Raw genomic sequence first — 23,627 nt, forward strand, 5'->3', positions numbered from 1 at the left:
TGATGCGGATCGCGGACCGGCCGAGTCCGAACCACGGGCCGCGCCGCGGCGGCGTGACCCGGCCTCACCTGATCGTCCTGCACTACACGGCGATGAGGGGCGGCCCCGGCCCCGCGATCAAGCGGCTCTGCGATCCGGCGACCGAAGTGTCATGCCACTATGTCTTGGGCGAGACCGGCGACGTGAGCCGCCTCGTCCCGGAAGAGCATCGCGCCTGGCACGCCGGTGCCGGCCGATGGGGCCCGTGGGACGACATCAATTCGCGCTCGCTCGGGATCGAGCTCTCGAACGACGCCGTTTCCCCGTTCCCGGCGCCGCAGATGGACGCCCTCGAAGCGTTGCTCGCCGACCTCATGGCGCGTCACGACATCGCGCCGCAGGGCGTCATCGGCCATTCGGATTGCGCCCCCGGCCGCAAGATCGACCCAGGTCTGCGCTTCGACTGGCGCCGCCTTGCGCGAAACGGCCTGGCGGTCTGGCCGAACGTCCGCGAAGCTGCGCCCCCCGCGTTCCGGGACTTTGCCCACGCCTTCGGCTACACGGCCGCGGTCGACGACGCGACCTGCCTCGACGCTTTCCGCCTTCGCTTCCGTCCCGGCGCACGCGGCCCGCTCGACGCGGTCGACGCCGGCCTCGCCGCGGACCTCGCTCACCGTTTTCCCCTCTGAGCCTTCTTCTTGGCGGAAATACTCCCGCCGGAGGCTCCACCGGTTGCGGCGGGCCCCGATGCCCGTTGACGCGCGGACTGGGCCGACCTAACCGCATCGCGTGCGGGGGGCCGGACGGCCGCGGAGCACCTGCTCCGAGGAAAGTCCGGACTCCACGAAGTGACGGTGCCGGGTAACGCCCGGGCGGGGAGACCCGACGGACAGCGCCACAGAGAACAGACCGCCCTGCATGCAGGGCAAGGGTGAAACGGTGGGGCAAGAGCCCACCGGGGGGGCGGCAACGTCCCCCGCATGGCAAGCCCCACCGGGAGCAATGCCGAATAGGGATCGCGCGCCTGCAAGGGCAAGGGTGCTTCGCCCGGCGATCCGGGTTGGCAGCTCGAGGCCGCGAAGCGATTCGCGGTCCAGAGGAATGGTCGTCGCCGCGGGATCCGCGGTACAGAATCCGGCTTACAGGCCCCCCGCACCCGCTGACATGGGCCGGTATCGGCAGGAAACCGCCAATAATGGCGGGCACATCCGGGAACTTCCGTGAATTAACGATCTTTCCCTTGTGCCACCGCCCTTACGCACGCCTGATCTCCGGGCGAAGAGACCGATCACGAGCCCATGACGAGACTTGCCATCCGAGAGATGCCACCGGCCGAAGACGATCGAGGCGATGCAGGGTCGGAGGACGTCCGGACGATCGTCGCCGAGGGGCGGCGAGGGCTTCTGCATCGGGACGGTCGGATCGTGCTCCTCAATCCGGCCTTGCTGCACGAACTCGGCTTCCGCCGGGACGACGATCTGCGCGGCCTCGCCTTCACGAGCTTCTGGAGCTTCGAGGACCGCGACGCCGTCGCGCAGGCCGTGGACGCCGCGGGCGACGATGCGCGGACCCTTCGGCTCGACCTGCGCTATCACAGCGGCAGGGACGAGACCCGCGACGTCGTCTTCCGACGCGCGCCGGTCGAGGCCTATACGCTCGTCGAGTTGCGGGACGGGCCGACAGGCTGACGCCGCCCTGCGGCTTGACACCCGGGGGTCAGCGGCTAGAAGGCGGCTTCCCGGATTTTGCGGCCGGCCCGGCGACCTGCCCCCGGCCGGCAGAAGGAGAGACCAGATGGCGAAACCCACCACGATCAAGATCCGGCTGAATTCCTCGGCCGGCACCGGCCACTTCTACGTCACCAAGAAGAACGCCCGCACCATGACCGAGAAGATGGTCGTGCGGAAGTTCGACCCGGTGGCGCGCAAGCATGTCGAATACAAGGAAGGCAAGATCAAGTAAGGCGCCGCGCCCGAACGATTCTGCCGAGCCGATCAGGGGCCGCGCCGGGGAACAACCCGCGCGGCCCTTCGCATGTCAGGCGAGCAGCCGCGGGTCCGATCCCATTTCGAGACCCGGAAAGATCAGCGTCTCGAGCGCCGTGCGATCCGTGCCGAACAGATCGTGCAGCGCCCAGGCCGCGTAGGCGCGCACGTCGCGCGTCGGCATCAGGTCGCGGCCGTCGAGAAGTTGCGCTTCCGCGAGACCGGGCCAATCGCCCCAGACACGGCCGCCATCCAGCGCGCCCCCGGCCATCAGCATCGTGCCGCCGGTCCCGTGATCGGTGCCCATCGTGCCGTTCTGCGCCGCCGTTCGCCCGAACTCGGTCATGGCGAGCACAATCGTCCGGTCCCAGACCTCGCCCAGATCCTCCCGGAGGCGCAGAAGCCCGCTCGTCACCGTCTCCAGCCCGCGCGCGACCTGCTTCGGCTGGCCGCGATGCGAATCCCAGCCGCCGATCGAGAGCGTGGCGATCCGCGCATCGGCCCGGAGCTGTGCCGCCGAGAAGGCGAAGAGCGCATCGGCCCGGCGCGCATTGCCGACCCCCGTCACACCGGCGAGTTCCAATGCGGCCTCGGCGTTCTCCCGGAACAGGGGATCGTCGTGATAGGTGTGGAGCAGCAGGTCCACCGTCGCCGGTGCGAGGTCGAGCTGCGCGTCGGGCGCCCAACTCGAATAATCCGACGCGCCCCGCAGGATCAGCATCTCGTCGCGCCCGACCGCGAAGGCCGTCCGCCCGGTCGCGCCGGGCATCGTCGCGAGCAGCCGGTTGAGCCATCCGTCGCGCTGGCGTGCGTCCGGCACCTCGCCCGCCGTTCCGGCTTCGAGGATGTCCTGCCCGTCGAAATGGCTGCGCTTGCCCCGGTAGGGCGTGCTGACCGCCTGCGCGAAGCCCAGATCGCCCGCTTTCCACAGCGGAAGGAGGGGCCCCAGCGCGGGATGCAGCGCATGGAAGCCGGTCAGGTCGAATGCCCCCGCCGCCGGCCCGATCGCGAAGCCGGGCCGCAGGCGGGCGAGGTCCGGGTCACCGTAGGGTTGCAGCGCGTCGAGCCCGTCCATCGCCCCGCGCAGGATGACGACGACCAGCCGGTTCTCCCCCGGCGCCGAGGCGAAGGCCATCGGCGTGGCCAGCGGATAGGCCGCGGCGGAGCAGCCCAGAAGGCTCAGGAAACGGCGTCGGTCCATGCTCATCTCCGTTGGAACTCCGGCGAGGACAGGACGAGGCCCACGCCCGCCGTCCGGTCTTCCGCCGCCTTGGCCGCGAAGCGCAGCCGTTCGGTCGCGAGCGGCCCCAGCGCCGTCTCGACCAGTTCGCGCGGATCGGGCGGCGGCGTCCGCCATCCCGCGGCCGACATCGCCCAGTCGAGCCGCGCGGCAAGCCCCTGCGGCGTGATCCAGATCGACGCGTCCTCCGGCCAGCCATTCGGCCCCGGCGGCCGCAGCCACGGTTGCCCCATCCGCTCCATCGGCCGATGCAGGCGCTGCCGCAGCTCCGACAGCTTCGCGCCGTCGATGATCCCCGCCGCATCCGTCGCCCGGATGGCGGCGGCCATGAAGTCCAGCGGCGTGCGGACCTTCGCCAGCACCGGCTCCCACGCGGCGGGGTGGTCGAGCATCGCCGCGTAGACCGCCATCAGGTCTCCGTCCGACCGGATCCAGGCCGCCTCCATGGCGTCGATCAACGCGCCGGGCGGGTTGTCGGAGACGAAATGATGCGCGAGCTTGCCTGAGACGTGGCGCGCCGTCGCCGGATGCACGGCCAGATCGTCGAGCACGGCGTCGATATCCGCGCGCTTCGGCTTGCCGCCGCCGTAACTGCGGCCCAGCACCGTCTCCGCCCCCGGCTCCGCCATGTTCGGCTGGAACCGCGTCTGGCCCTGCTTGTCCTGCGTCAGCCCGGTCAGCAGCTCGGCCAGCTCGCGCACGTCGGTCTGCGTGTAGGCCGTCCCCACGCCCAACGTGTGCAGCTCCAGCACCTCCCGCGCCAGGTTCTCGTTCAGCCCCCCGCCCCGCCGCCCGCGCGGCGAGCCGGGCCCGGTGGAGCGCACCTGGTCGAGATAGTTCAGCATCGCCGGATGCGTGACCGCGGCCTTCAGGAGGGTGGCGAAGTCGCCGGCGACATGCGGCCGGATCGCGTCCTCGACATAGCCCGCCACGGTCCGGCGCAGGATGTTCGCCCCCTCGATGACGGCGAAATGTCCGGTCCAGAACCAGACCAGCCGTTCCCGCATCCCGTCCGACGTCCGCGCGCCGCGCAGGAGCGTGGCGGCCAGGTCCTGCACGTAGAGCCGATCCTCCCCCTGGCGGACCTTCTGGTAGCGCTCGTCGGCGGCCGGATCGTCCCGCTTGGCCTTCCGCAGGCGCGCGATCTCGGCCCGCGTCTCCATCCGCGCGTCCCAGCCGGGGATCGGCACCTCGCCCGCAATCGCGTCCGGCCCCTCGAGCGCGGAAAGAAGCGCCGCCGGCCCGTCCGGGGCGGCAATCGAAGGGCTCAGGCCGGTGCCGAACCGGATCGCGGCGAGGGTCGGGATCATTCTGCCTAGATAGGCGTCCCCCGGGACCTTGGACAGAGGGATGCGGGGCCCGCTACCGAAACAGGGTGTGACACCGCCCCCGGGTCGGCTAGAGGTTGCCTATGACGTCTGACGCGGCAATGGACCTGACCCGATTCCTGGGGGACGACCGCTTCGGCTGCGTCCTCGCCGACCCGCCGTGGCGGTTCGTCAACCGCACCGGCAAGGTCGCGCCGGAGCACAAGCGGCTGGCCCGTTATCCCACGATGGGGGTGGACGAGATTTGCGCGCTCCCGGTGGCCGCGCATCTGGAGGAGCGGGCGCATTGCTACCTCTGGGTGCCGAACGCGCTCCTGCCGGAGGGGCTGCAGGTGCTGCAGGCCTGGGGATTCGCCTACAAGTCGAACGTCGTCTGGCACAAGGTGCGCAAGGACGGCGGCTCGGACGGGCGTGGCGTGGGATTCTACTTCCGCAACGTGACCGAGCTGCTGCTCTTCGGCGTGCGCGGCCGCGACGTGCGCACGCTTCCGCCCGGGCGGCGGCAGGTGAACATGATCCAGACCCGCAAGCGTGAGCATTCCCGCAAGCCCGACGAGCAATACGACCTGATCGAGGACTGCTCCTGGGGTCCCTATCTCGAACTCTTCGGCCGCGGGGTGCGCGACGGCTGGACGGTCTGGGGCAACCAGGCGGATGCCGACTACAAGCCGAGTTGGAAGACCTACGCCTACAACTCGGCGGCGGAGTAGGACCGGCCTGACGACAGGTTCTTTCGGAGTGCGGTGGCTTACGGTTCCGTCCCGCCCGGCGGCACGTAGGGCAGCCCCCGACCGCCCCCCAAGGCGGGAGCTTCGCCCCCACCCGCGGCCGGGCGCCGCCCTTTCCGACCCTCGGGTCGGACGAGCATCAGAGGCCCAGCGGTGCATGTCGCAGGCTCGATGACCGAACCGGGATAGCGCCCTGCCCCCGGGGGCTCACGAAAACAAATCCGGCCCCCGCGTCGCCGCCGGCAACTCGTCCACCACCGACGAGAGCGGCAGACCGACAAGGAGCAGCGGACAGGGATTGCCCACACCGCGCGCCACCCGCGTCGCGAGCTTCTCCCAATGTGTCGTCGCCTGCCCGTACTTGTCGGCCACGAAGCTGCGGGCGAAGGCGCGCGGAAAATCGGCCCCCAGCCGCAGGGCTTGGCCGATCATTCGCCGCTGCCGCGCCGTCCGCTCCTTCATGCCCCAGGCTTCCAGCTCGGCCGCGTCGCCGATTCCCTCGGCGCGCAGCACGCCCTCGACGAGATCGGGCATCGCCTCCTGCAGGGCCGCGCCCCGCGTCACGATGATCCCGAGCGAGATCGCCGATTGCGCGTGCAGCCGCTGGAAGTTCTCGAGATCACGGTCGAAGAACGGGTCCTTGTTGTTCCACTCGATCTCCAGCGCCAGCGTCCCCGCCCGCGCGCGCTTCACGTGGTCGATCTCGTGGCTGATCGCCTCGCGTTGCACGCCGTCGACGATGGTCCGGGTGACGAATTCGTGCTTGGGCCAGCCGTCCCGGTAGAGCGCGTCGCGCAGGCGCATCGTGCTCGCCGCCTGCCCGCCGCCCGAACCGATGATTTCCGCGGCCGTCAGGCGGAACGCGGCCAGCGCCTCGATCAGCCCTGCCACCGCGCCGGGGAAATCTCCCGCCAGGATCGCCTCGGCGTGGTTGCGGGTCTCGATGTCGAACCCGGCGTCGCGCAGCGCGTCGAACATCGCGCCGTCAGCGCCACCGGGCGGGCGGCGTCAGCGACCCCGCCGCATCCGCTTGAACAGCTTCCAGAGCGCGAAGATCTTGAACAGACGAGCCATGGCATATCCCCTTCGTTGTCTCGGGTTTCGACGAGACCAACGCGGCACGCGGCCGGAGGTTCACCGATCCGGTCAGCGCCATGCCGGACTCACCCCTGCGGCAGCTTCCTGAGGCCGAGCTCGGCCAACTGCCCCGGCAAGGGTTCCGACGGCGCGCCCATCATCAGGTCCTCGGCGCGCTGGTTCATCGGGAACAGGATGACCTCGCGGATGTTCGCCTCGTCGGCCAGCAGCATGACGATCCGGTCGATCCCGGCCGCGCAGCCCCCGTGCGGCGGCGCGCCGTACTGGAACGCCTTGACCATGCCGCCGAAGCGCCGGCGCACCTCGTCCTCGTCGTAGCCCGCAAGCCCGAACGCCTTGAACATGATCTCGGGCCGGTGGTTCCGGATCGCGCCGGAAACGAGCTCGTAGCCGTTGCAGGCCAGGTCGTACTGGAAGCCCAGCACCTTCAGCGGATCGCCGTCCAGCGCGTCCATCCCGCCCTGCGGCATCGAGAACGGGTTGTGGCTGAAGTCGATCTTCCCCTCGTCGTCGCGCTCGTACATCGGGAAGTCGACGATCCAGGCGAAGGCGAAGCGGTCCTTTTCGGTCAGCCCCAGCTCCGCGCCGATCACGGTCCGCGCGCGCCCGGCGACCGGCTCGAAATCCGCCGCCCGTCCGCCGAGGAAGAACGCGGCATCGCCCACCCCGAGACCCAGCTGCTGCCGGATCGCCTCGGTCCGCTCGGGTCCGATGTTCTTGGCCAGCGGTCCCGCGGCCTCGAGCCCGTCGGTGCCTTCGCGCCAGAAGATGTAGCCCATCCCCGGCAGCCCCTGCTCCTGCGCGAACTTGTTCATCCGGTCGCAGAACTTCCGGCTGCCGCCGGTCGGCGCGGGGATGGCGCGGATCTCGGTGCCGTCCTTCTCCAGCAGGGACGCGAAGATCGCGAAGCCCGAGCCGCGGAAATGCTCGGAGACGTCCTGCATGCGGATCGGGTTGCGGAGGTCCGGCTTGTCGGTCCCGTACCAGAGCGCCGCGTCCGCGTAGGAGATCTGCGGCCAGTCCGCGTCCACCCGGCGCCCGCCCCCGAACTCCTCGAACAGCCCGGCGATCACCGGCTGGATCGTGTCGAACACGTCCTGCTGGGTGACGAAGCTCATCTCCATGTCGAGCTGGTAGAAATCCGTCGGGCTGCGGTCGGCACGCGGGTCCTCGTCGCGGAAGCAGGGCGCGATCTGGAAGTACTTGTCGAAGCCCGACACCATCAGGAGCTGCTTGAACTGCTGCGGCGCCTGCGGCAGCGCGTAGACACGCCCCGGATGCAGACGGGACGGCACGATGAAGTCCCGCGCCCCCTCCGGGGAGGACGCCGTGATGATCGGCGTCTGGAACTCGTTGAACCCGGTGTCCCACATCCGCTGCCGGATCGAGCGCACGACGTTCGAGCGCAGCACCATGTTGCGCTGCATCGCCTCGCGGCGCAGGTCGAGGAAGCGATACCGCAGCCGCGTCTCCTCGGGATATTCCTGATCGCCGAACACCATCAGCGGCAGCTCGCCCGCCGCGCCCAGCACCTCGATGTCGCGCACGAAAACCTCGACCTCGCCAGTCGGGATCTTCGGGTTCACCAGCTCGGGGTCACGCGCCTTCACCGTCCCGTCGATGCGGATGCACCACTCGGAGCGCACCTTCTCGACCTCGGCGAAGACCGGCGAGTCCGGATCGGCCAGCACCTGCGTCATCCCGTAATGGTCGCGCAGGTCGATGAAGAGGATGCCGCCGTGGTCGCGGATGCGGTGGACCCAGCCGGCCAGGCGGACGGTCTCGCCCACATCCGCCTTCGACAGACCGGCGCAGGTATGGGTGCGATAGGCGTGCATAGGGGCTCTCCGAGCGGCAATTCGGGCGTCGGTCCTATGCGCACACCGTCCGGCGGGGTGTCAACCGCAGCACAGGGACGGGCGCGGTCGCGAATCGTACTGTTGACCCTTTCGGCTTGCATCCCGCGCGACGCCTGCGGTTTCCTGTCGCCGAAAGGCGAACGGACAGGACGGACCAGAGGATGTGGCAGTCGATCGTATTGGCGATGCTGGGGAAACTGATCGTGCGGGGGAAACTCACGGCGATCCTGCCGGACGGAACGACTCATATCTTCGGCACGGGCACGGGCGGCCCCGACGTCACCCTGCGCCTGACCGACGCGACCTGTCTGCGCCGCCTCGTGCGGGACCCCGAGCTCGCGCTGGGCGAGGCCTACATGGATGGCGCCCTGATCCTCGAAGCGGGCGACCTGCGCGACATGCTCACCCTCTTCGCGATCAACGGCGGCCGCGGCCGGATGCCGCCGGTGATCGCGGCCGGCTTCCGCGCCCGCTTCCTGGCCCGTCGGTGGATGCAGGCGAACGACCCGCGCAAGTCCCGGACCAACGTCGCGCATCACTACGATCTGGGCGACGACTTCTACGCCCTCTTCCTCGACGAGGACCGGCAGTATTCCTGCGCCTACTTCGCCGATCCCGCCATGACGCTGGAGGCGGCGCAGGCCGCCAAGAAGGCGCATATCGCGACGAAGCTTCGGATCGAGCCGGGCATGCACGTCCTCGACATCGGCTGCGGCTGGGGCGGCATGGCGCTGACCCTCGCGCGCGATTTCAGCGCCCGCGTCACCGGCGTCACCCTGTCGGAGAACCAGCACGCGACCGCCACCGCCCGCGTGCGGGAGGCCGGGCTGACCGACCGCATCGACATCCGCCTGCAGGATTACCGCGACCTCGCCGGCCCCTTCGACCGGATCGTCTCGGTCGGCATGCTGGAACATGTCGGCGCGCCGCAATACCCGACCTACTTCTCCAGGGTCGCGGACCTGCTCGCCCCCGACGGCGTCGCGCTGATCCACACGATCGGCCGCTGCGCGCCGCCGACGACGACCTCGGGCTGGCTGGCGAAGTACATCTTCCCCGGCGGCTACACGCCCTCGCTGTCGGAACTGCTGATACCGCTGGAGCGCACCGATCTCTGGCAGGACGACATCGAGGTCTGGCGCGGCCATTATGCCGAGACGCTGCGCCGCTGGCAGGACCGCTTCGAGGCCAACGTCGACACGGTCCGCGCGATGTACGACGACCGCTTCATCCGGATGTGGCGGTACTACCTCGTCGCCGCCGAGGTCAGCTTCGACGCCCACCGCCACGTCGTCTACCAGCTGCAACTCTCGAAGACGCGCGACGTGGTGCCGAACACCCGCGACTATCTCTACGCGTCCAACGCGCAAACGATGCGGCGCGCCGCGGAATAGCCGCGCGCCGCATCGCGTCGTCAGAAGGAGATGTAGTCGAACAGGTCGACGCCGCGCCCGTCGAACCCGTCGAGACGGATCGAGTTGTCACCGAACTCGATGACCGTATCGTCGCGGTCGCGCGAGATCTCCAGGTCGCGCTGGTTTCGCGCCGCGGCGATCCGGATCCGGTCGCCATCGCCCGGGTCGAAGTCGTCGATCACGTCCTGCCCGAACCCGCGTCCCCGGAAGATGAACCGGTCCGCGCCGCCCTCGCCCTGCAGCCAGTCGTCGCCGCCCTTGACGATGAAGCGGTCGTTGCCGCCGCGACCCTGATAGGCGTTGTCGGCCCCGCCGTCGATGAACGTGTCCCGGCCGTTCGTGCCCTGCGCGCCCTCGATCGAGACGAGCCTGTCGCGATCGCCGAACCCGTCCCGCGCGAATCCCCTGGCGAGGTTCACGGTCACGCCACGGTCGCCGCCCTGATCCGTGTCCTGGCGGTAGGAGACGAAATCGAACCCGCCGCGCCCGTTGATCGTGTCGTCCCCCATCATGCCCTGGAACTCGTTGTCCCGGCCATCGCCGCGCATCACGTCGTCGAGAAAGGTCCCGCGAACGCCCTCGAACGTCCCCCGCAGGCGATCCACCGCGCCGTCGGGGCCGGTGATCCGTCCCTTGGCCAGATCGGCGTCGATCCCCTGAATGACGTGGGCCGGCTCCCGCCAGAACCATTCCTGATAGGTGACCTGATCGTACCCGCTCCCGCCGATATAGAGGTCCGCGCCGCCCCGGTCCTTGGCGTAGAGGTTGCCGCCGTTCGAGCGGACCACGTCGTCGCCGATCGAGGACATGATGTCGTTGGTGAAATCCTCGGAGCCGATACCGTCGAACGTCGCGCCGTCCTGCAGCATCAACTGGTAGAGATCCCAGCCCTTGTTCACGTCCGGATCCAGGAACGTCCGCACGATCTCCGCGTCGGTCTCGATGCCCGTGGCCCGCGCCAGAACGTCGCCGTCCTCCTCCAGCCAGACCACGTTGCGGACCTCGCTGCCGCGGATGTTGAGGACCACCTGCCACGGCTCCCGCGCCGCGTCGAAGGCACGCCCCATCGCATCCTCCGAAAACGTCAGGACGATCTTGCGCGCCCTGTCGGACGTGACGTCGTAACCCCCCAGCGCGTCCCATCCGAAGACTGAGTGGTCGCCGGCGACCATGTTGAATGTAGGCATGAACAAACCTCCCCTCTAAAACCCTAGTCTGCCCGTCGAAGCGGCCGACGGGCAGGCCCATACGCAGAACGCCGACCGGTCGGGACCAGTCCGGCGCAAGGAAATTACCACAGCCCCCGTCGTCGTCATAACGATTAGTCGCCGCGAACCCGGACGCGCCGGCGGCGCATGGACCGGGCTCCGATCCGGCCTCGCGCCCTTCCCTGCCCCGGCTTGCGCCCGCCCGGCCCCGGCCCTACACGGCGGTCGTTTGCCAGAACCTGCGCGGGGAGCTCACCGATGCCGAAACGGACCGACATCCAGTCGATCATGATCATCGGTGCGGGGCCCATCGTCATCGGGCAGGCCTGCGAGTTCGACTATTCCGGCGCACAGGCCTGCAAGGCGCTGCGCGAGGAGGGCTACCGCGTCATCCTCGTGAATTCGAACCCGGCCACGATCATGACCGATCCGGGGCTGGCCGACGCCACCTATATCGAGCCGATCACCCCCGACGTGGTGGCGAAGATCATCGCCAAGGAAAAACCCGACGCGCTGCTGCCGACGATGGGCGGGCAGACCGGCCTCAACACCGCGCTCGCCCTCGACGACATGGGCGTTCTGGCCGAGCACGGGGTCGAGCTCATCGGCGCCCGGCGCGAAGCCATCGAGATGGCCGAGGACCGCAAGCTCTTCCGCGAGGCGATGGACCGGCTCGGCATCGAGAACCCCAAGGCCACCATCGTCGCCGCGCCGAAGAAGGCGAACGGGAAATACGACATCGCCGCCGGTCTGGCGCAGGCGATGGACGCGATCGAGTTCGTCGGCCTGCCCGCGATCATCCGGCCCGCCTTCACGCTCGGCGGCACCGGCGGCGGCGTGGCCTACAACCGCGCCGATTACGAGCGCATCTGCCGCTCCGGCCTCGAAGCCTCGCCGATGGCGCAGATCCTCGTCGACGAGAGCCTTCTGGGCTGGAAGGAATACGAGATGGAGGTCGTGCGCGACCGCGCCGACAACGCCATCATCGTCTGCGCCATCGAGAACGTCGACCCGATGGGCGTCCATACCGGCGACTCGATCACCGTGGCCCCGGCGCTGACGCTCACCGACCGCGAATACCAGCAGATGCGGACCCATTCGATCAACGTCCTGCGCGAGATCGGCGTGGAGACCGGCGGCTCCAACGTGCAATGGGCGGTGAACCCCGAAGACGGCCGCATGGTCGTGATCGAGATGAACCCGCGCGTCAGCCGCTCCTCGGCGCTGGCCTCCAAGGCCACCGGCTTCCCGATCGCCAAGATCGCCGCCAAGCTCGCCGTGGGCTACACGCTCGACGAGCTCGACAACGACATCACCCGCGTCACCCCCGCCTCCTTCGAGCCGACGATCGACTACGTCGTCACCAAGATCCCGCGCTTCGCCTTCGAGAAGTTCCCGGGCGCCGAGCCGCTCCTGACCACCGCGATGAAGTCGGTGGGCGAGGTCATGGCCATCGGCCGCACCTTCCACGAATCGATGCAGAAGGCGCTGGCCTCGCTGGAGACCGGGCTTACCGGCTTCGACGAGATCGACCTGCCCGACGACCCCGCCGCCATCAAGGCCGCGCTGGGCCGGCAGACGCCCGACCGCATCCGCGTGATCGCGCAGGCCATGCGGCAGGGCCTCTCGGACGACGACATCAACGCCGTCACCCATTACGACCCGTGGTTCCTCGCCCGCATCCGCGAGATCGTGGAGATCGAGGCCGAGGTACGTCAAGGCGGCCTACCCGTGACCGAGCCCGAACTGCGCCGCCTCAAGACCTACGGCTTCACCGACGCCCGCCTCGCTAGGCTCACCGGCCGGACCGAGGACAACGTCCGCCGCGCCCGCCAGAACCTCGGCGTGGTCGCGCAGTTCAAGCGCATCGACACCTGCGCCGCCGAGTTCGAGGCGCAGACCCCCTACATGTACTCGACCTACGAGACCCCGGTCATGGACGAGGCGGAGTGCGAATCCCGCCCCACCGACGCGAAGAAGGTCGTCATCCTCGGCGGCGGCCCCAACCGCATCGGCCAGGGGATCGAGTTCGACTATTGCTGCTGCCACGCCTGCTTCGCGCTCTCCGCGCAGGGCTACGAGACCATCATGGTCAACTGCAACCCGGAGACCGTCTCGACCGATTACGACACCTCCGACCGCCTCTACTTCGAGCCGCTCACCTTCGAGCACGTGATGGAGATCCTCCGCGTCGAGCGGGAGGCCGGCACCCTCCACGGCGTCATCGTCCAGTTCGGCGGCCAGACGCCCCTGAAGCTCGCCAACGCCCTCCACGACGCCGGCATCCCCATCCTCGGCACCACACCCGACGCCATCGACCTGGCCGAGGACCGGGAGCGCTTCTCCGCCCTCGTCCGCCAACTCGGCCTGAAGCAGCCCGCCAACGCCATCGCCCATTCCGACGCCGAGGCCCGCCTGCGCGCGGACGAGCTGGGCTACCCCCTCGTCATCCGCCCCTCCTACGTCCTCGGCGGCCGCGCGATGGAGATCGTCCGCGACGCCGCCCAGCTCGAGCGCTACATCCGCGACGCCGTGATCGTCTCGCCCGGCAGCCCCGTCCTCCTCGACGGCTACCTCTCCGGCGCGATCGAGGTGGATGTCGACGCGCTCTCCGACGGGGAGCAGGTCCACGTCGCCGGCATCATGCAGCATATCGAGGAGGCCGGCGTCCATTCCGGCGACAGCGCCTGCTGCCTGCCGCCGCACACGCTCTCGCGCGACACCATCGCCACCATCCGCGAGCAGACCGAGGCGCTGGCCCGCGCCCTCCGCGTCGTCGGCCTGATGAACGTGCAGTTCGCCGTGAAGGAGGAGGAGGTCTACCTGATCGAGGTGAACCCCCGCGCCTCCCGCACCGTGCCCTTCGTCGCCAAGGCCGTCGACTCCGCCATCGCCTCCATAGCCGCGCGGCTGATGGCGGGCGAGAAGCTCTCCGCCTTCCCGCACCGCGACCCCTATCCCGGCGACGCCAATCCCGACCACGTGCCGATCGGCGACCTGATGACGCTCGCCCATCCCGACACGCCCTGGTTCTCGGTGAAGGAGGCGGTGCTGCCCTTCGCCCGCTTCCCCGGCGTCGACACGCTTCTGGGCCCGGAGATGCGCTCCACCGGGGAGGTCATGGGCTGGGACCGCTCCTTCGCCCGCGCCTTCCTCAAGGCGCAGATGGGCGCGGGCATCGCCCTGCCCGAGGGGGGGACCGTGTTCCTGTCGCTCAGGGACGCCGACAAGGTGCCCCAACTGGCCGAGACGGCGGGCCTCCTCGTCGACATGGGCTTCACCATCCTCGCGACCTCCGGCACCGCCGAGTTCCTCGCCCGCTTCGGCATCGACTCGCGGCACGTGAACAAGGCCTACGAGGGCGGCCGCACCATCGTCGACGTGATGAAGGACGGCGAGATCGCGCTGGTCATGAACACCACCGAGGGCGCCCAGGCCGTCGAGGATTCTCGCTCCATGCGCAACGTCGCCCTGATGGACCGGATTCCGTACTACACCACGCTGGCCGGCGCGCACGCGGCGACGCTGGCGATGCAGGCGCGGGACGAAGGTGCGGTCGAGGTGCGGTCGCTGCAGTAGGGGTGAAGCAGACGGCCCCAAGCCGACTTCAGACGTTGTAACGCGTCGGTAAAGGCTTCGCCTTGATTACAATGTAATCCTAACGCTTCATCGTGGAAGCCGTTTCCCTTACAAGGGCAACAACGCTTAACCCCCAAATCGCTTTCTTCTAATTACTACTTTAAGCACCCAAGTCATCAAGGGAAACAAGTGTGTAGCGCGGGCGACCCTGACCAACCTGAACGACATTAAACTTCACACTCGTTGGCTGGTGAAGCCATTCGCGATTGAGAACATCTGGATCTTCGATGTCTGGCCCCAAGCGACCGCGAATGATCCCGGAGCCGTCGGAAACAACAAACTCAAAATTCCGCCCCTGAGGAAGAAAACCTTGGAATTCTCCAAAATACGTCTCCTCAGTTTCTAAAATATTATCTTTCCGCAGTCTTTCCTCTGAGCTCTTTAGCTCTTCAAGGCTGGCATATTTAAAATAACTATTTCGGAATTCCAATCCACACCATGCACCCTTTTTCGAGATTTCAGACAGAAAATCTGCGACCTTGCGAACCGCCCGTGGATGTATTTCTTCCACAATGTCCGAAATATCATCGTCGGTTCCCTTGGCGGAAACGCGAAGTAGCTCTTTAAGTACTTCGACTGCACTGCCTGCGCTCGCTTGCTCTTCAAAGAACTCTCCTTGAAGGTTTGGCAGTTCCATTTCGAAGCCAAACGAGCCAGTGGCCATCCCTGTTATCATAAGAGGGGCGCTAGCCTTGTCCGGAATAGGGCCGGAGTACTTTAGCGATCCTTTTAACCCAGCGATGATGGCAGAGAACGCGTCCACAAAAGCCGAAGAGGCGCTACCAGCAAAATCAGCTGAAATCGCAGTACTGCCGCGGACTGGCTCTCCCCGAAAGGTCAAAGACAGCCTCTCAGGTTCTTGGATTCGGTCTGGAAGCTGCTCTAGCTCTTCCTTGAGCTCTTTAAGGCGAGACTCGAGGCCAAAGCGATCAATAACGTTCTCGCTCGGGATTCTTTCAAGTATTGTCTCCACCTCACCGATTTCGGAAAGAAGCGCATCCTTTCGTCTAATCATCATGGTTGAAGTCCTGGGCTCTTGGCCGCCAGAATGCTCCTAGCCTGCGGATCGTCTACTGGATCAAGGTCAACCTCAGCGTAACCTTTCCACACCCCATCTCTACGGTGCGACCAAAGGCTGTACCAGTAGCATACATCGCGGATGTCAATCTGTGGAAGAATCTTTACGAAGTGATCTACTTTGTATTTCGACTTGACGGCTGCCTTATCCATGAATGGCAAGATCTTAGGGAAAAAGCTCTGTTGTGTCTCACCTACAGGTAGAAAGGCGTAGGTGACCACATCCACATCGTTTGGCGGCCTGCTTTTGGTGTCTTCAATGTTCTCAAGGAAACTTCCGTCAATCCACTGGAATCCCTGAGTTACACCAATGGAGTGTAGTCCTGATCTCAGGTCTATCAAACCACTGAGTATTTCAAACCGTTCGGAGCTCAAGCAAAATCGGTCTGCAAATTCTCTCAGGGAAACCCTATATGGGGAGCGGTCTTTCCCGGCAGGGTGAGCACCGGGCCTAACGGGCGGCACAACACCTGCCATATTCCAATCAGGGATAGACAAACTGATTTCCTGTATGGTTTTATTTTCTCATATCTCGGCTGAGCCATGATGATCTAAACACCACGTCAGGCTTTCTCGCAAGCGAAGTCGTTTCAACCCTATGGCGCGGCGGTCAACGTTGACGTTCAACAGGTTGCGCACAGTCACACCCTCAACTTAGCACTGTTGCGCAACGCCCCCGGTGGGGTGGGGATGTCGCTGTGGGCCGGACGCTGAACGAATGACTTCCATGCTAGCTACGTCCGCCTCTGCGCACTGCAACCGTTCATGTCGAGCGCAGCTAAGGTCTGGTTCTCCGGCCTTCCGTGTTCTTCGGTCCTATTACAGCGAACGGCCGCTTCACGCCCGATTCTGTCATATAGCTTCCGGCCCTACCCCTTCGACCGCTCGTACATCACGTTGATCACCGAGGCGTCGGGCTTCTGGGTTCCCTCCCAGCCCTCGCGGTATTCCTCGGCGAGGTCCCGGCCCTCGATCAACCCGCCCAGCCGGGCATGGACGAAGGCGCGCAGGATGTCGTTGATCCGGCCGCCCACGTTCGGGCCCATCGAGCGCAGCATCTTCATCACGTCGCGGTCGATGCGCGCCGTGACGTGCTCGCGCTCGGGGCGGCGGCTCTCCCAGATCTCCTGCCATTCGGGCGGGATGCGCCCGGCCCGCGCGACCTGCATGTGCATGTCCCACTCGAAGCGCCGCATCGCCCCGATCATGTCGTTGACATGGCCCTTCTGCGTCCTGGTCAGCTTCTCGCCCGCCATCGCCGCCCTCCTGTCGCGAACCCTCGATTTCGGACGACGCTCGGGCGGAGCGGTGAACGCTTCGTTAACGCGGCCGCGTGCCACGGCCGTAACACAGCCGTAACACAGCCGTAACACGCCCCTCGCGGCCGGTTGACACCGGGCCCCGCGCACCCTCCGGTGCCGTCCGGACCACATGGCTCAGGGAGACCGGGATGAGATTGTTCCTGCATATCGGCATGGCGAAGACCGGCAGCACCGCGCTCCAGAACGCGCTGGCCCGGAGCCGCGATCTGCTCCGGCGACAGGACGCGGCCTATATCGGCAAGAAGCCTGTTTTTGCAGGCAATTCAGGCAAGGACGTCAACAGCTACGTCAAGCTCTCCCGGCAGAGCCACGCGGATCAGGCATCGCTGGCCGAGGCCTGTCACGCCGCCCTCCGGGACCGCCACGACAGGGACGGCCGGACGACCTTCATCGCCTCGCGGGAGGGGATCGTCGAGTGGGATCTGCTCCCCTTCGTCCAGCGCCTGGCCCAGCTCATGGACGTCCGCTGCATCGCCTACGTCCGCGAAGCCCGCCCCTGGGTCTCCTCCGCCTTCATCCAGCGCGCCCTCCGCAACAAGTCCATGTCCGGCCCGATCCCGAGCTTCGACGCGTTCGCCCCGGAACTCATTGGATATTATAGCTTCGTGCGGAACTGGGCCGAGGCCCTCGGCCCCGGTCTCGTGGTCCGGCAATATCGCTCCGACGACATCGTCGCCGACTTCGCCGAGGTCACGGGCCTGAAGCTGCGCAGCGCCGACCGCCGGATCCACTCGACCAGCGAGGATGCCGAGAGCCTGCTGCGGGCCTGGTTCAACAGCCGCTTCGAGGGGTCCAGCGGGCCCGCGATCTTCCAGGAAACCGTGACGCCGCACGGCACGCTTTCCGCGCCGCGGCTCGACGAGATGATCGCGCGCTATCTCGACCATTCCTCGGTCGACGCCCATCTCGCGGGGCAGTCCGAGATCTTCGACTATTTCCGCGACGTCCACGGCATCGACCTCATGCCCGACGCCGCCTCCTCGAGGCCCAAGCCAGACCGCGCGGCATTGCGCGACCGCATGCTCGACATGCTGATCGAGCTCCAGATGCAGAACGCGCAGCGTATCTCGGACCTGGAGAAGCGGCTCGCGAAGGCGGAGGGATCTGCGGATTGACGGTGAGAACCGTCGCCCGTTCCGCCCCCTGAGGCCGCCGCAATCACCCCGCGACGCGCCTGACGGGCCACCGCCTCTGATGGCCCGATCTCCGTCGCAATCCCGTAGAGCCTGCCGCTGTTCGAGATTCCGGATGGCGCCGTCCCGGATTGCGATCCCGTGCATGTCGTGACCGCGCTGGAGCCATCGCACAAAATGCCGGTTCCGCGGTCCGGTCGGATCGCCGCGCTGCGTGACGTTGGTCCTAGCTGCGGCCTGCGAGCTGCAGCTCCAGTTCGAACAGCGCCTGTCGGAGCGTCGCAAGCTCGCCCGGAAGATCGCGGGCCGCCGATGTCGGCGGCGGTGTCGATGCATCCTCCGTGCCCCCGTATTCCGTCAACAGCGCCGTGACGCGCTGCAGTGACGCGCGCACGTCCACCTCGGACCCGACGTTCCGCGCCGCGCGCCCGGCCAGGTCCGCGAGCGCGGACGAGACATGCGGAACGCGCGCGGCGGTTTCGAGCTGTGCCACGGCATCGACCGGCATGAACCGCGCCGCATGCTCCTCGTGCGTGGAATAATAGCGCCCGAGTGTGGCCTTGGACTTGCCGGTGGCGAGGCAGGCCCGCTCCACGCCGACAGCCTTCACGAGCGCCTCGGTCCGACGCTTCAGAAACCGCTCCACATCGCGTGTCATAGACCGTCCCCCTCCGGCAGGTTAGCGATATGTTGCCCTTGGGGAAAGCGCGGAGCGGCATCTTGCACCACGCCGCCGCGACCGGCAGGACGGCGCATATGGCGAAGCTCTACTTCCACTATTCCACGATGAACGCAGGCAAGAGCACGCTGCTTCTGCAGGCGGCCTACAATTACAACGAGCGCGGGATGCAGACCTACCTGTTGACCGCGCGGTTCGACGACCGGGCGGGCGCGGGACGGATCGCCAGCCGGATCGGGATCGAGGCACCGGCGGAGACGTGGGACGCGGGCTCCGATCTCTTCGCGATGATCGCGGCACGGCTCGCCGACGGACCCTGCGGTTGCGTCCTCGTCGATGAGGCGCAGTGGCTGTCGCGCGATCAGGTCTGGCAGCTCGCCCGCGCGGTGGACGACCTCGACGTACCGGTGATGACCTACGGTCTGCGCGTCGACTTCCGGGGCGAGCTGTTCCCGGGCTCAGCCACGCTGCTGGCGCTGGCGGACGAGCTTCGCGAGGTGCGGACGATCTGTCATTGCGGGCGCAAGGCCACGATGGTGGTGCGCCGGGACGCCGAAGGCCGCGCCCTGACCGAGGGCGCGCAGGTCGAGGTGGGCGGCAACGACCGCTACGTGAGCCTCTGCCGCCGGCATTTCCGCGAGGAGACCGGCGACCGCACCCCGACCGAACCGCCGGTCTGAGGCGACCCGAGCCGGGTCCGCTGCGGAAAGATCACGGAGGGAACCGGCCGCCGATCGACGCCGACCGCCCCTGTGCCGTCACGCCAAAAGCTTTGTCACGGCGCGCTCCGCCCGTTCGACCAGGAGCGGAAGGTCCAGCGTCGTGAGCGCACCGTCACGAACGACCTGCCGCCCCTCCACGAACAGGTCGCGCACGCGGCGCGGTCCGGCGAGGAGGAGCGCGGCGCGGTCCCAGCTTCCGGCAGCCTCGATCCCGCGCATGTCCCAGATCGCGACGTCCGCTCGCATTCCGGGCGCGAGTCGCCCGATATCGTCGCGCCCCAGCACCTCGGCGCCGCCCGTCGTGGCCATGCGCAACGCGTCCTGCGAGGCCATCGCATCCGCGCCCCGCGACACCCGCGCGAGCAGCATCGCCTGCCGCGCCTCGGACACGAGCGAGGCCATGTCGTTCGAGGCGGACCCGTCCACGCCCAGCCCGACCGGCACGCCCGCGTCCAGCATGGCCCGCACCGGCGCGATGCCGGAGCCGAGCCGGCAGTTCGAGCAGGGGCAATGCGCCACCCCGGTCCGCGTCCGGGCGAAAAGGTCGATCTCGTCGGCGTCGAGCTTGACGCAATGCGCGTGCCAGACATCCGCACCGGTCCAGCCCAGATCCTCGACGTATTGCCCCGGCCGGCAGCCGAAGGTCGCGAGTGAGTAGCGGACATCCTCGTCGTTCTCCGCGAGGTGCGTATGGAGCCGCACGCCCTTGTCCCGCGCGAGACGGGCTGCGTCGCGCATCAGTTCGCGGCTGACCGAGAAGGGCGAGCAGGGCGCGATGCCGACGCGGCACATCGAACCGGGCGCGGGATCGTGGAAGGCGTCGACCACGCGGACGCAATCGGCGAGCATCGCGGCCTCCCCCTCCACCAGCGCGTCGGGCGGCAGGCCGCCGGCGCTCTCGCCGATCGACATCGCGCCGCGTGTGGGGTGGAAGCGCAGGCCGGTCTCGGCGGCGGCGTGGATCGTGTCGTCGAGCCGGCTGCCGTTCGGGTAGAGATAGAGGTGGTCCGACGACGTGCTGCACCCCGACAGCGCCAGTTCCGCCAGCCCGAGCTGCGTGGCGAGGTGCATGTGGTCGGGCGTGAACCGCGCCCAGATCGGGTAGAGCGTGCGGAGCCAGCCGAAGAGCAGCGCGTCCTGCCCAGCGGGGACCGCGCGGGTCAGCGTCTGGTACAGGTGGTGGTGCGTGTTCACGAGGCCCGGCGTGACGAGGCAGCCCGCCGCGTCCACGACCTCGCCCACGGTCGCCAGCCCCGTTCCGACAGCCGCGATCACGCCGCCGCGGATCAGGATATCGGAGCCGGCCTTGGCCTCGTCCATCGTCAGGACGGCATCGGCGCCGCGGATCAGCGTCTCAGCCATCGAGCAGGCGCATCGCGGCTTCGTGCAGCTCGGGTGTCGCGGCGGCCAGGACGCGCCCGCCGCCATGCGCCGGGCCGCCCGTCCAGTCCGTGACGATGCCACCCGCCGCCTCGATCAGCGCGATGGGCGCGACGATGTCGTAGGGATGCAGCCCCGCCTCGATCACGAGGTCCACATGGCCCGCGGCAAGGAGCGCGTAGGCGTAGCAATCCATTCCGTAGCGCGTCAGCCGGCAGGCTCGCGCGACACGGTGGAACGCCGCGCCCTCCTCCGTGGTCCCGACCTCGGGGAACGTCGTGAAGATCGTCGCCTCCGCGAGCATGGTGGTCCCGCGCACGCGCAGGTCGCGCCGGGCATCGGGGCGCGTCCAGACGGCCCCTTCGGCGCTGCCCTCGAACCGCTCCCCGGTGAAGGGCTGGTCGACGATGCCGTAGATCGGACCGGCCTCGTCCATCAGCCCGATCAGCACGCCCCAGGTCGGCGTGCCGCTGACGAAGCCGCGCGTCCCGTCGATCGGATCGAGCACCCAGGTCAGGCCGCTCGTCCCCGACTTCGGCGCCGCCTCCTCGCCGAGGATCGCGTCCCCGGGACGGAGCCGTGCGAGCAGGTCCCGCATCGCGGCCTCCGTCTCCCGGTCCGCGACCGTCACGGGATCGAAGGCCGTGCCCTTGCTCTCGACGTCGATCGGCAGGCGGAAGTGGCGCAGCGTCGTCGTGCGGGCCGCATCGGCGAGCGCGTGCGCGACGGGGCGGATCGCCGCGACGTCCGCGGCGAAGCTCACGGCCCGGCCTTCAAGGCACGCGCCGATCGGCGGCAAGCGACGTCATTCCGCCGCCGCCCGTCCCCCGGCCGGGCGCTGATCGTTGGCGGCCCGTTCGTCGAACCCTTCGAAGAAATGCGACACCGGCACCCCCGTCGCGGCGGCAATGTCCCACAGGCGCGAGGCAGAGACACGGTTCGCCCCGGTCTCGTATTTCTGGATCTGCTGGAATCGGATCCCGACTTTCTCGGCGAGCTGCTGCTGCGTCATGTCGATCTCCCAGCGGCGTTGTCGGATACGTTGGCCTACATAGAGGTCGACGGGATGCTTCATGTGTTCTCCTGCCCGGCTCGCGACAGGCGCTCGCCGGGATCTTGCCGCACTCATTACGCCGGCACGCGGTCATGGCCGACGATCACTTCATAGCGAAAGGAATTAACGAAAAGAAACCCTGGACCTTGCTGCATCTTGTTCACGCGACGGAAAAGCCGGAGATCGGGACAGGCTGCAAGCCCCCCGGATCATAGCGCCCGTCCGCCCGCATTTGCGGGAACGGGCATCAGGGGGACCGAGAACGTTCCCTCGATCCAAGCGCATGATTCGCGTCCCGTGTCCCGCGGCGGAGTTATTCCTTGGATTCCGGACCATGCCGCCCGTCCATCGAGGCTTCAGTCCATCGAATCGACGCCGGGTGGACCTGGGGTGGATGCCGCCACGCCGGGTCGTTAACGTAATCGGGCCGAGCCCCCTATGAGTGCTTGAAAAACACGGCTCCGAACCCGATATTCGATGACAAGAGGATCCCGGAAGGACCTCATTGCAGAACACGTCACTCGGAGGAGCCAGATGGCACAACTCGACGCCCTGCGGACCGGCCGGATCGCCGGAGCCCGCACCGCGGAAATCGACCAGGGCCTCCGCGCCCACATGAACAAGGTCTACGGCACGATGTCCGTAGGCATGCTGATCACCTTCGCCGCCGCCTGGGCCATTTCGGGCCTGGCCGTGACGTCGGACCCGGCGCAGGCCGTCGGGCAGATCGGTGCGGACAGCTATCTGACCAGCATCGGCGCCGCACTCTACACGTCGCCGCTCAAGTGGGTCGTGATGTTCGCGCCGCTGGCCTTCGTGTTCGGCTTCTCCGCCGGGATCAACCGCATGTCGGCCGCCACCGCGCAGCTGGTGTTCTATGCGTTCGCAGCGGTGATGGGCGTGTCGATCAGCTCGATCTTCCTCGTCTTCACCGGCACCTCGATCGCGCAGACCTTCCTCGTGACCTCGATCGCCTTCGCGAGCCTGTCGCTCTGGGGCTACGTCACAAACAAGGACCTTAGCGGGATGGGCACGTTCCTCCTGATGGGTCTGGTCGGCCTGATCGCGGCGATGATCCTCAACATCTTCATCCAGTCCGAAGGTCTGGCGATGGCGATCCCGTTCATCGGCGTGCTGATCTTCGCGGGCCTCACCGCCTACGACACGCAGCGGATCAAGACCGAGTACATCGCCCATGCCCAGCATGGCGACAGCGAATGGCTCGGCAAGTCGGCGATCATGGGCGCGCTGAGCCTGTATCTCGACTTCATCAACATGTTCATGTTCCTGCTCCAGTTCATGGGCAACCGCGAGTAAGCCGGGGAACGTAGACACGATATTGCAAGAGCCACCCTTCGGGGTGGCTCTTCTCGTTCAGGGCCGTGGGTTCGGGGTCGATCAGTAAATGGCGTTTCGCATTGAGTCTTCGGTCCGGCCCCGCACCTCGTAGCGCTCCGGCAGCATCAGCTTCTGGCCCAGCCGCTCGAGCGGGGCGTCACGCGTGAAGTCCGGCCGATCGGCCGCGTTCTCGAACAGGATGCCACTGCGCGCGCGGAAATAGATTTCACCGAAGCACTCCCGGTCGATCGGTGGCGTCCGGTGCGTATCGGCATCGAGCCAATGTGCTCGTCTTGCGCGCTGTTCGGACTCGTCCGTCACGCGGAAGGCGGCATGGCGAACAGCTTCGGTCCCCTGCCGCTTCTGATTTGGTCCCTCGCGGCGGAAGTAGTCGACGATACGGACCTGCGCCGCGACGGGCATCGCAAGACACCACCCTTCCC

Annotated in this window: 21 protein-coding genes, 1 other RNA gene and 1 pseudogene; 10 read left to right on the plus strand and 13 right to left on the minus strand. The window is 67.5% G+C overall.

Annotation, left to right across the window (positions count from 1 at the left end; translation table 11 throughout):
• Positions 1-2: 2 nt before the first annotated feature.
• The 4 genes from Q1A87_RS00615 to rpmG all read left to right on the plus strand — a co-directional run bounded on the left by Q1A87_RS00615 (position 3) and on the right by rpmG (position 1,941).
• The gene (locus tag Q1A87_RS00615; RefSeq protein WP_299645993.1) at positions 3-668 is read left to right on the plus strand and encodes an N-acetylmuramoyl-L-alanine amidase; all 666 of its coding nucleotides are present in this window, start codon (positions 3-5) and stop codon (positions 666-668) included.
• 102 nt (positions 669-770) lie between these two features.
• An RNA gene (rnpB, locus tag Q1A87_RS00620) (RNase P RNA component class A) lies at positions 771-1,137 on the plus strand.
• Between the two features lie 140 nt (positions 1,138-1,277).
• The gene (locus tag Q1A87_RS00625) at positions 1,278-1,667 is read left to right on the plus strand and encodes a PAS domain-containing protein (protein ID WP_299645995.1); all 390 of its coding nucleotides are present in this window, start codon (positions 1,278-1,280) and stop codon (positions 1,665-1,667) included.
• Positions 1,668-1,773: 106 nt separating this feature from the next.
• Positions 1,774-1,941 (plus strand): 50S ribosomal protein L33, encoded by a 168-nt coding sequence (gene rpmG / locus Q1A87_RS00630; RefSeq protein WP_055661766.1) that lies wholly within the window; start codon positions 1,774-1,776, stop codon positions 1,939-1,941.
• Positions 1,942-2,016: 75 nt separating this feature from the next.
• Here the strand turns inward: rpmG and Q1A87_RS00635 are convergent, their stop codons facing one another.
• Positions 2,017-3,165 (minus strand): DUF1501 domain-containing protein, encoded by a 1,149-nt coding sequence (locus Q1A87_RS00635; protein ID WP_299645997.1) that lies wholly within the window; start codon positions 3,163-3,165, stop codon positions 2,017-2,019.
• A gap of 2 nt (positions 3,166-3,167) precedes the next feature.
• Positions 3,168-4,514, minus strand: coding sequence for a DUF1800 domain-containing protein (locus tag Q1A87_RS00640; protein WP_299645999.1), 1,347 nt, complete (start codon positions 4,512-4,514; stop codon positions 3,168-3,170).
• A 101-nt stretch (positions 4,515-4,615) separates the two neighbouring features.
• On the opposite strand from Q1A87_RS00640, the gene Q1A87_RS00645 reads away from it, so the two are divergent.
• Positions 4,616-5,242: an MT-A70 family methyltransferase gene (locus Q1A87_RS00645; RefSeq protein WP_299646001.1), complete on the plus strand. Its 627-nt coding sequence runs from the start codon at positions 4,616-4,618 to the stop codon at positions 5,240-5,242.
• Positions 5,243-5,467: 225 nt separating this feature from the next.
• On the opposite strand, the gene Q1A87_RS00650 is transcribed toward Q1A87_RS00645, so the two are convergent.
• Positions 5,468-6,238: a BglII/BstYI family type II restriction endonuclease gene (locus Q1A87_RS00650; protein WP_299646003.1), complete on the minus strand. Its 771-nt coding sequence runs from the start codon at positions 6,236-6,238 to the stop codon at positions 5,468-5,470.
• Positions 6,239-6,423: 185 nt separating this feature from the next.
• A complete protein-coding gene (gene aspS, locus Q1A87_RS00655; RefSeq protein ID WP_299646005.1) occupies positions 6,424-8,196 on the minus strand; it encodes an aspartate--tRNA ligase in 1,773 nt (590 codons plus the stop codon).
• Positions 8,197-8,378: 182 nt separating this feature from the next.
• Between aspS and Q1A87_RS00660 the strand changes: the two genes are divergently transcribed.
• On the plus strand, positions 8,379-9,611 hold the full coding sequence (locus Q1A87_RS00660) for a cyclopropane-fatty-acyl-phospholipid synthase family protein (protein ID WP_299646007.1): 1,233 nt from the start codon (positions 8,379-8,381) through the stop codon (positions 9,609-9,611).
• Between the two features lie 20 nt (positions 9,612-9,631).
• Here Q1A87_RS00660 and Q1A87_RS00665 read toward each other — a convergent pair whose 3' ends face one another.
• Entirely contained in the window at positions 9,632-10,819 is a 1,188-nt protein-coding gene (locus tag Q1A87_RS00665; protein ID WP_299646009.1) for a hypothetical protein, read from the minus strand.
• Between the two features lie 279 nt (positions 10,820-11,098).
• Between Q1A87_RS00665 and carB the strand changes: the two genes are divergently transcribed.
• Entirely contained in the window at positions 11,099-14,419 is a 3,321-nt protein-coding gene (gene carB, locus Q1A87_RS00670) for a carbamoyl-phosphate synthase large subunit (protein ID WP_299646011.1), read from the plus strand.
• A gap of 160 nt (positions 14,420-14,579) precedes the next feature.
• Here carB and Q1A87_RS00675 read toward each other — a convergent pair whose 3' ends face one another.
• The 3 genes from Q1A87_RS00675 to Q1A87_RS00685 all read right to left on the minus strand — a co-directional run bounded on the left by Q1A87_RS00675 (position 14,580) and on the right by Q1A87_RS00685 (position 16,812).
• On the minus strand, positions 14,580-15,497 hold the full coding sequence (locus Q1A87_RS00675; protein ID WP_299646013.1) for a hypothetical protein: 918 nt from the start codon (positions 15,495-15,497) through the stop codon (positions 14,580-14,582).
• On the minus strand, positions 15,494-16,054 hold the full coding sequence (locus Q1A87_RS00680) for a hypothetical protein (protein ID WP_299646015.1): 561 nt from the start codon (positions 16,052-16,054) through the stop codon (positions 15,494-15,496). Before Q1A87_RS00680 ends, Q1A87_RS00675 begins: the two co-directional genes overlap by 4 nt.
• 371 nt (positions 16,055-16,425) lie before the next feature.
• The gene (locus Q1A87_RS00685) at positions 16,426-16,812 is read right to left on the minus strand and encodes a BrnA antitoxin family protein (RefSeq protein ID WP_299646017.1); all 387 of its coding nucleotides are present in this window, start codon (positions 16,810-16,812) and stop codon (positions 16,426-16,428) included.
• A gap of 194 nt (positions 16,813-17,006) precedes the next feature.
• Between Q1A87_RS00685 and Q1A87_RS00690 the strand changes: the two genes are divergently transcribed.
• The gene (locus Q1A87_RS00690; RefSeq protein ID WP_299646019.1) at positions 17,007-17,993 is read left to right on the plus strand and encodes a hypothetical protein; all 987 of its coding nucleotides are present in this window, start codon (positions 17,007-17,009) and stop codon (positions 17,991-17,993) included.
• 244 nt (positions 17,994-18,237) lie between these two features.
• On the opposite strand, the gene Q1A87_RS00695 is transcribed toward Q1A87_RS00690, so the two are convergent.
• Positions 18,238-18,669 (minus strand): hypothetical protein, encoded by a 432-nt coding sequence (locus Q1A87_RS00695; RefSeq protein ID WP_299646021.1) that lies wholly within the window; start codon positions 18,667-18,669, stop codon positions 18,238-18,240.
• A 98-nt stretch (positions 18,670-18,767) separates the two neighbouring features.
• On the opposite strand from Q1A87_RS00695, the gene Q1A87_RS00700 reads away from it, so the two are divergent.
• On the plus strand, positions 18,768-19,370 hold the full coding sequence (locus Q1A87_RS00700; protein WP_299646023.1) for a thymidine kinase: 603 nt from the start codon (positions 18,768-18,770) through the stop codon (positions 19,368-19,370).
• A gap of 78 nt (positions 19,371-19,448) precedes the next feature.
• On the opposite strand, the gene Q1A87_RS00705 is transcribed toward Q1A87_RS00700, so the two are convergent.
• The 3 genes and pseudogenes from Q1A87_RS00705 to Q1A87_RS00715 form a co-directional block, all read right to left on the minus strand.
• Positions 19,449-20,774: an 8-oxoguanine deaminase gene (locus Q1A87_RS00705; RefSeq protein WP_299646025.1), complete on the minus strand. Its 1,326-nt coding sequence runs from the start codon at positions 20,772-20,774 to the stop codon at positions 19,449-19,451.
• On the minus strand, positions 20,767-21,555 hold the full coding sequence (gene hisN / locus Q1A87_RS00710) for a histidinol-phosphatase (RefSeq protein WP_299646027.1): 789 nt from the start codon (positions 21,553-21,555) through the stop codon (positions 20,767-20,769). Before hisN ends, Q1A87_RS00705 begins: the two co-directional genes overlap by 8 nt.
• A gap of 93 nt (positions 21,556-21,648) precedes the next feature.
• Positions 21,649-21,867: pseudogene (locus Q1A87_RS00715) on the minus strand (helix-turn-helix transcriptional regulator); the annotation flags it as partial.
• 513 nt (positions 21,868-22,380) lie between these two features.
• On the opposite strand from Q1A87_RS00715, the gene Q1A87_RS00720 reads away from it, so the two are divergent.
• Entirely contained in the window at positions 22,381-23,163 is a 783-nt protein-coding gene (locus tag Q1A87_RS00720) for a Bax inhibitor-1/YccA family protein (protein WP_299646029.1), read from the plus strand.
• Positions 23,164-23,244: 81 nt separating this feature from the next.
• Here Q1A87_RS00720 and Q1A87_RS00725 read toward each other — a convergent pair whose 3' ends face one another.
• Entirely contained in the window at positions 23,245-23,607 is a 363-nt protein-coding gene (locus Q1A87_RS00725; protein WP_299646031.1) for a VOC family protein, read from the minus strand.
• Between the last annotated feature and the right edge of the window lie 20 nt (positions 23,608-23,627).

The organism is uncultured Jannaschia sp., assembly GCF_947494055.1.
Taxonomy (GTDB): domain Bacteria; phylum Pseudomonadota; class Alphaproteobacteria; order Rhodobacterales; family Rhodobacteraceae; genus Jannaschia.

Excerpts from the sequence above, each read along its gene's own strand:
- Q1A87_RS00690 (WP_299646019.1), top strand. The coding sequence starts at position 17,007 with ATGAGATTGTTCCTGCATATCGGCATGGCGAAGACCGGCAGCACCGCG.
- Q1A87_RS00695 (WP_299646021.1), bottom strand. The coding sequence starts at position 18,669 with ATGACACGCGATGTGGAGCGGTTTCTGAAGCGTCGGACCGAGGCGCTC.
- Q1A87_RS00640 (WP_299645999.1), bottom strand. The coding sequence starts at position 4,514 with ATGATCCCGACCCTCGCCGCGATCCGGTTCGGCACCGGCCTGAGCCCT.
- Q1A87_RS00615 (WP_299645993.1), top strand. The coding sequence starts at position 3 with ATGCGGATCGCGGACCGGCCGAGTCCGAACCACGGGCCGCGCCGCGGC.
- aspS (WP_299646005.1), bottom strand. The coding sequence starts at position 8,196 with ATGCACGCCTATCGCACCCATACCTGCGCCGGTCTGTCGAAGGCGGAT.
- Q1A87_RS00650 (WP_299646003.1), bottom strand. The coding sequence starts at position 6,238 with ATGTTCGACGCGCTGCGCGACGCCGGGTTCGACATCGAGACCCGCAAC.
- Q1A87_RS00665 (WP_299646009.1), bottom strand. The coding sequence starts at position 10,819 with ATGCCTACATTCAACATGGTCGCCGGCGACCACTCAGTCTTCGGATGG.
- carB (WP_299646011.1), top strand. The coding sequence starts at position 11,099 with ATGCCGAAACGGACCGACATCCAGTCGATCATGATCATCGGTGCGGGG.
- Q1A87_RS00720 (WP_299646029.1), top strand. The coding sequence starts at position 22,381 with ATGGCACAACTCGACGCCCTGCGGACCGGCCGGATCGCCGGAGCCCGC.
- Q1A87_RS00705 (WP_299646025.1), bottom strand. The coding sequence starts at position 20,774 with ATGGCTGAGACGCTGATCCGCGGCGCCGATGCCGTCCTGACGATGGAC.
- Q1A87_RS00635 (WP_299645997.1), bottom strand. The coding sequence starts at position 3,165 with ATGGACCGACGCCGTTTCCTGAGCCTTCTGGGCTGCTCCGCCGCGGCC.
- Q1A87_RS00675 (WP_299646013.1), bottom strand. The coding sequence starts at position 15,497 with ATGATGATTAGACGAAAGGATGCGCTTCTTTCCGAAATCGGTGAGGTG.
- Q1A87_RS00700 (WP_299646023.1), top strand. The coding sequence starts at position 18,768 with ATGGCGAAGCTCTACTTCCACTATTCCACGATGAACGCAGGCAAGAGC.
- Q1A87_RS00685 (WP_299646017.1), bottom strand. The coding sequence starts at position 16,812 with ATGGCGGGCGAGAAGCTGACCAGGACGCAGAAGGGCCATGTCAACGAC.
- rpmG (WP_055661766.1), top strand. The coding sequence starts at position 1,774 with ATGGCGAAACCCACCACGATCAAGATCCGGCTGAATTCCTCGGCCGGC.
- Q1A87_RS00725 (WP_299646031.1), bottom strand. The coding sequence starts at position 23,607 with ATGCCCGTCGCGGCGCAGGTCCGTATCGTCGACTACTTCCGCCGCGAG.
- Q1A87_RS00660 (WP_299646007.1), top strand. The coding sequence starts at position 8,379 with ATGTGGCAGTCGATCGTATTGGCGATGCTGGGGAAACTGATCGTGCGG.
- Q1A87_RS00625 (WP_299645995.1), top strand. The coding sequence starts at position 1,278 with ATGACGAGACTTGCCATCCGAGAGATGCCACCGGCCGAAGACGATCGA.
- Q1A87_RS00645 (WP_299646001.1), top strand. The coding sequence starts at position 4,616 with ATGACGTCTGACGCGGCAATGGACCTGACCCGATTCCTGGGGGACGAC.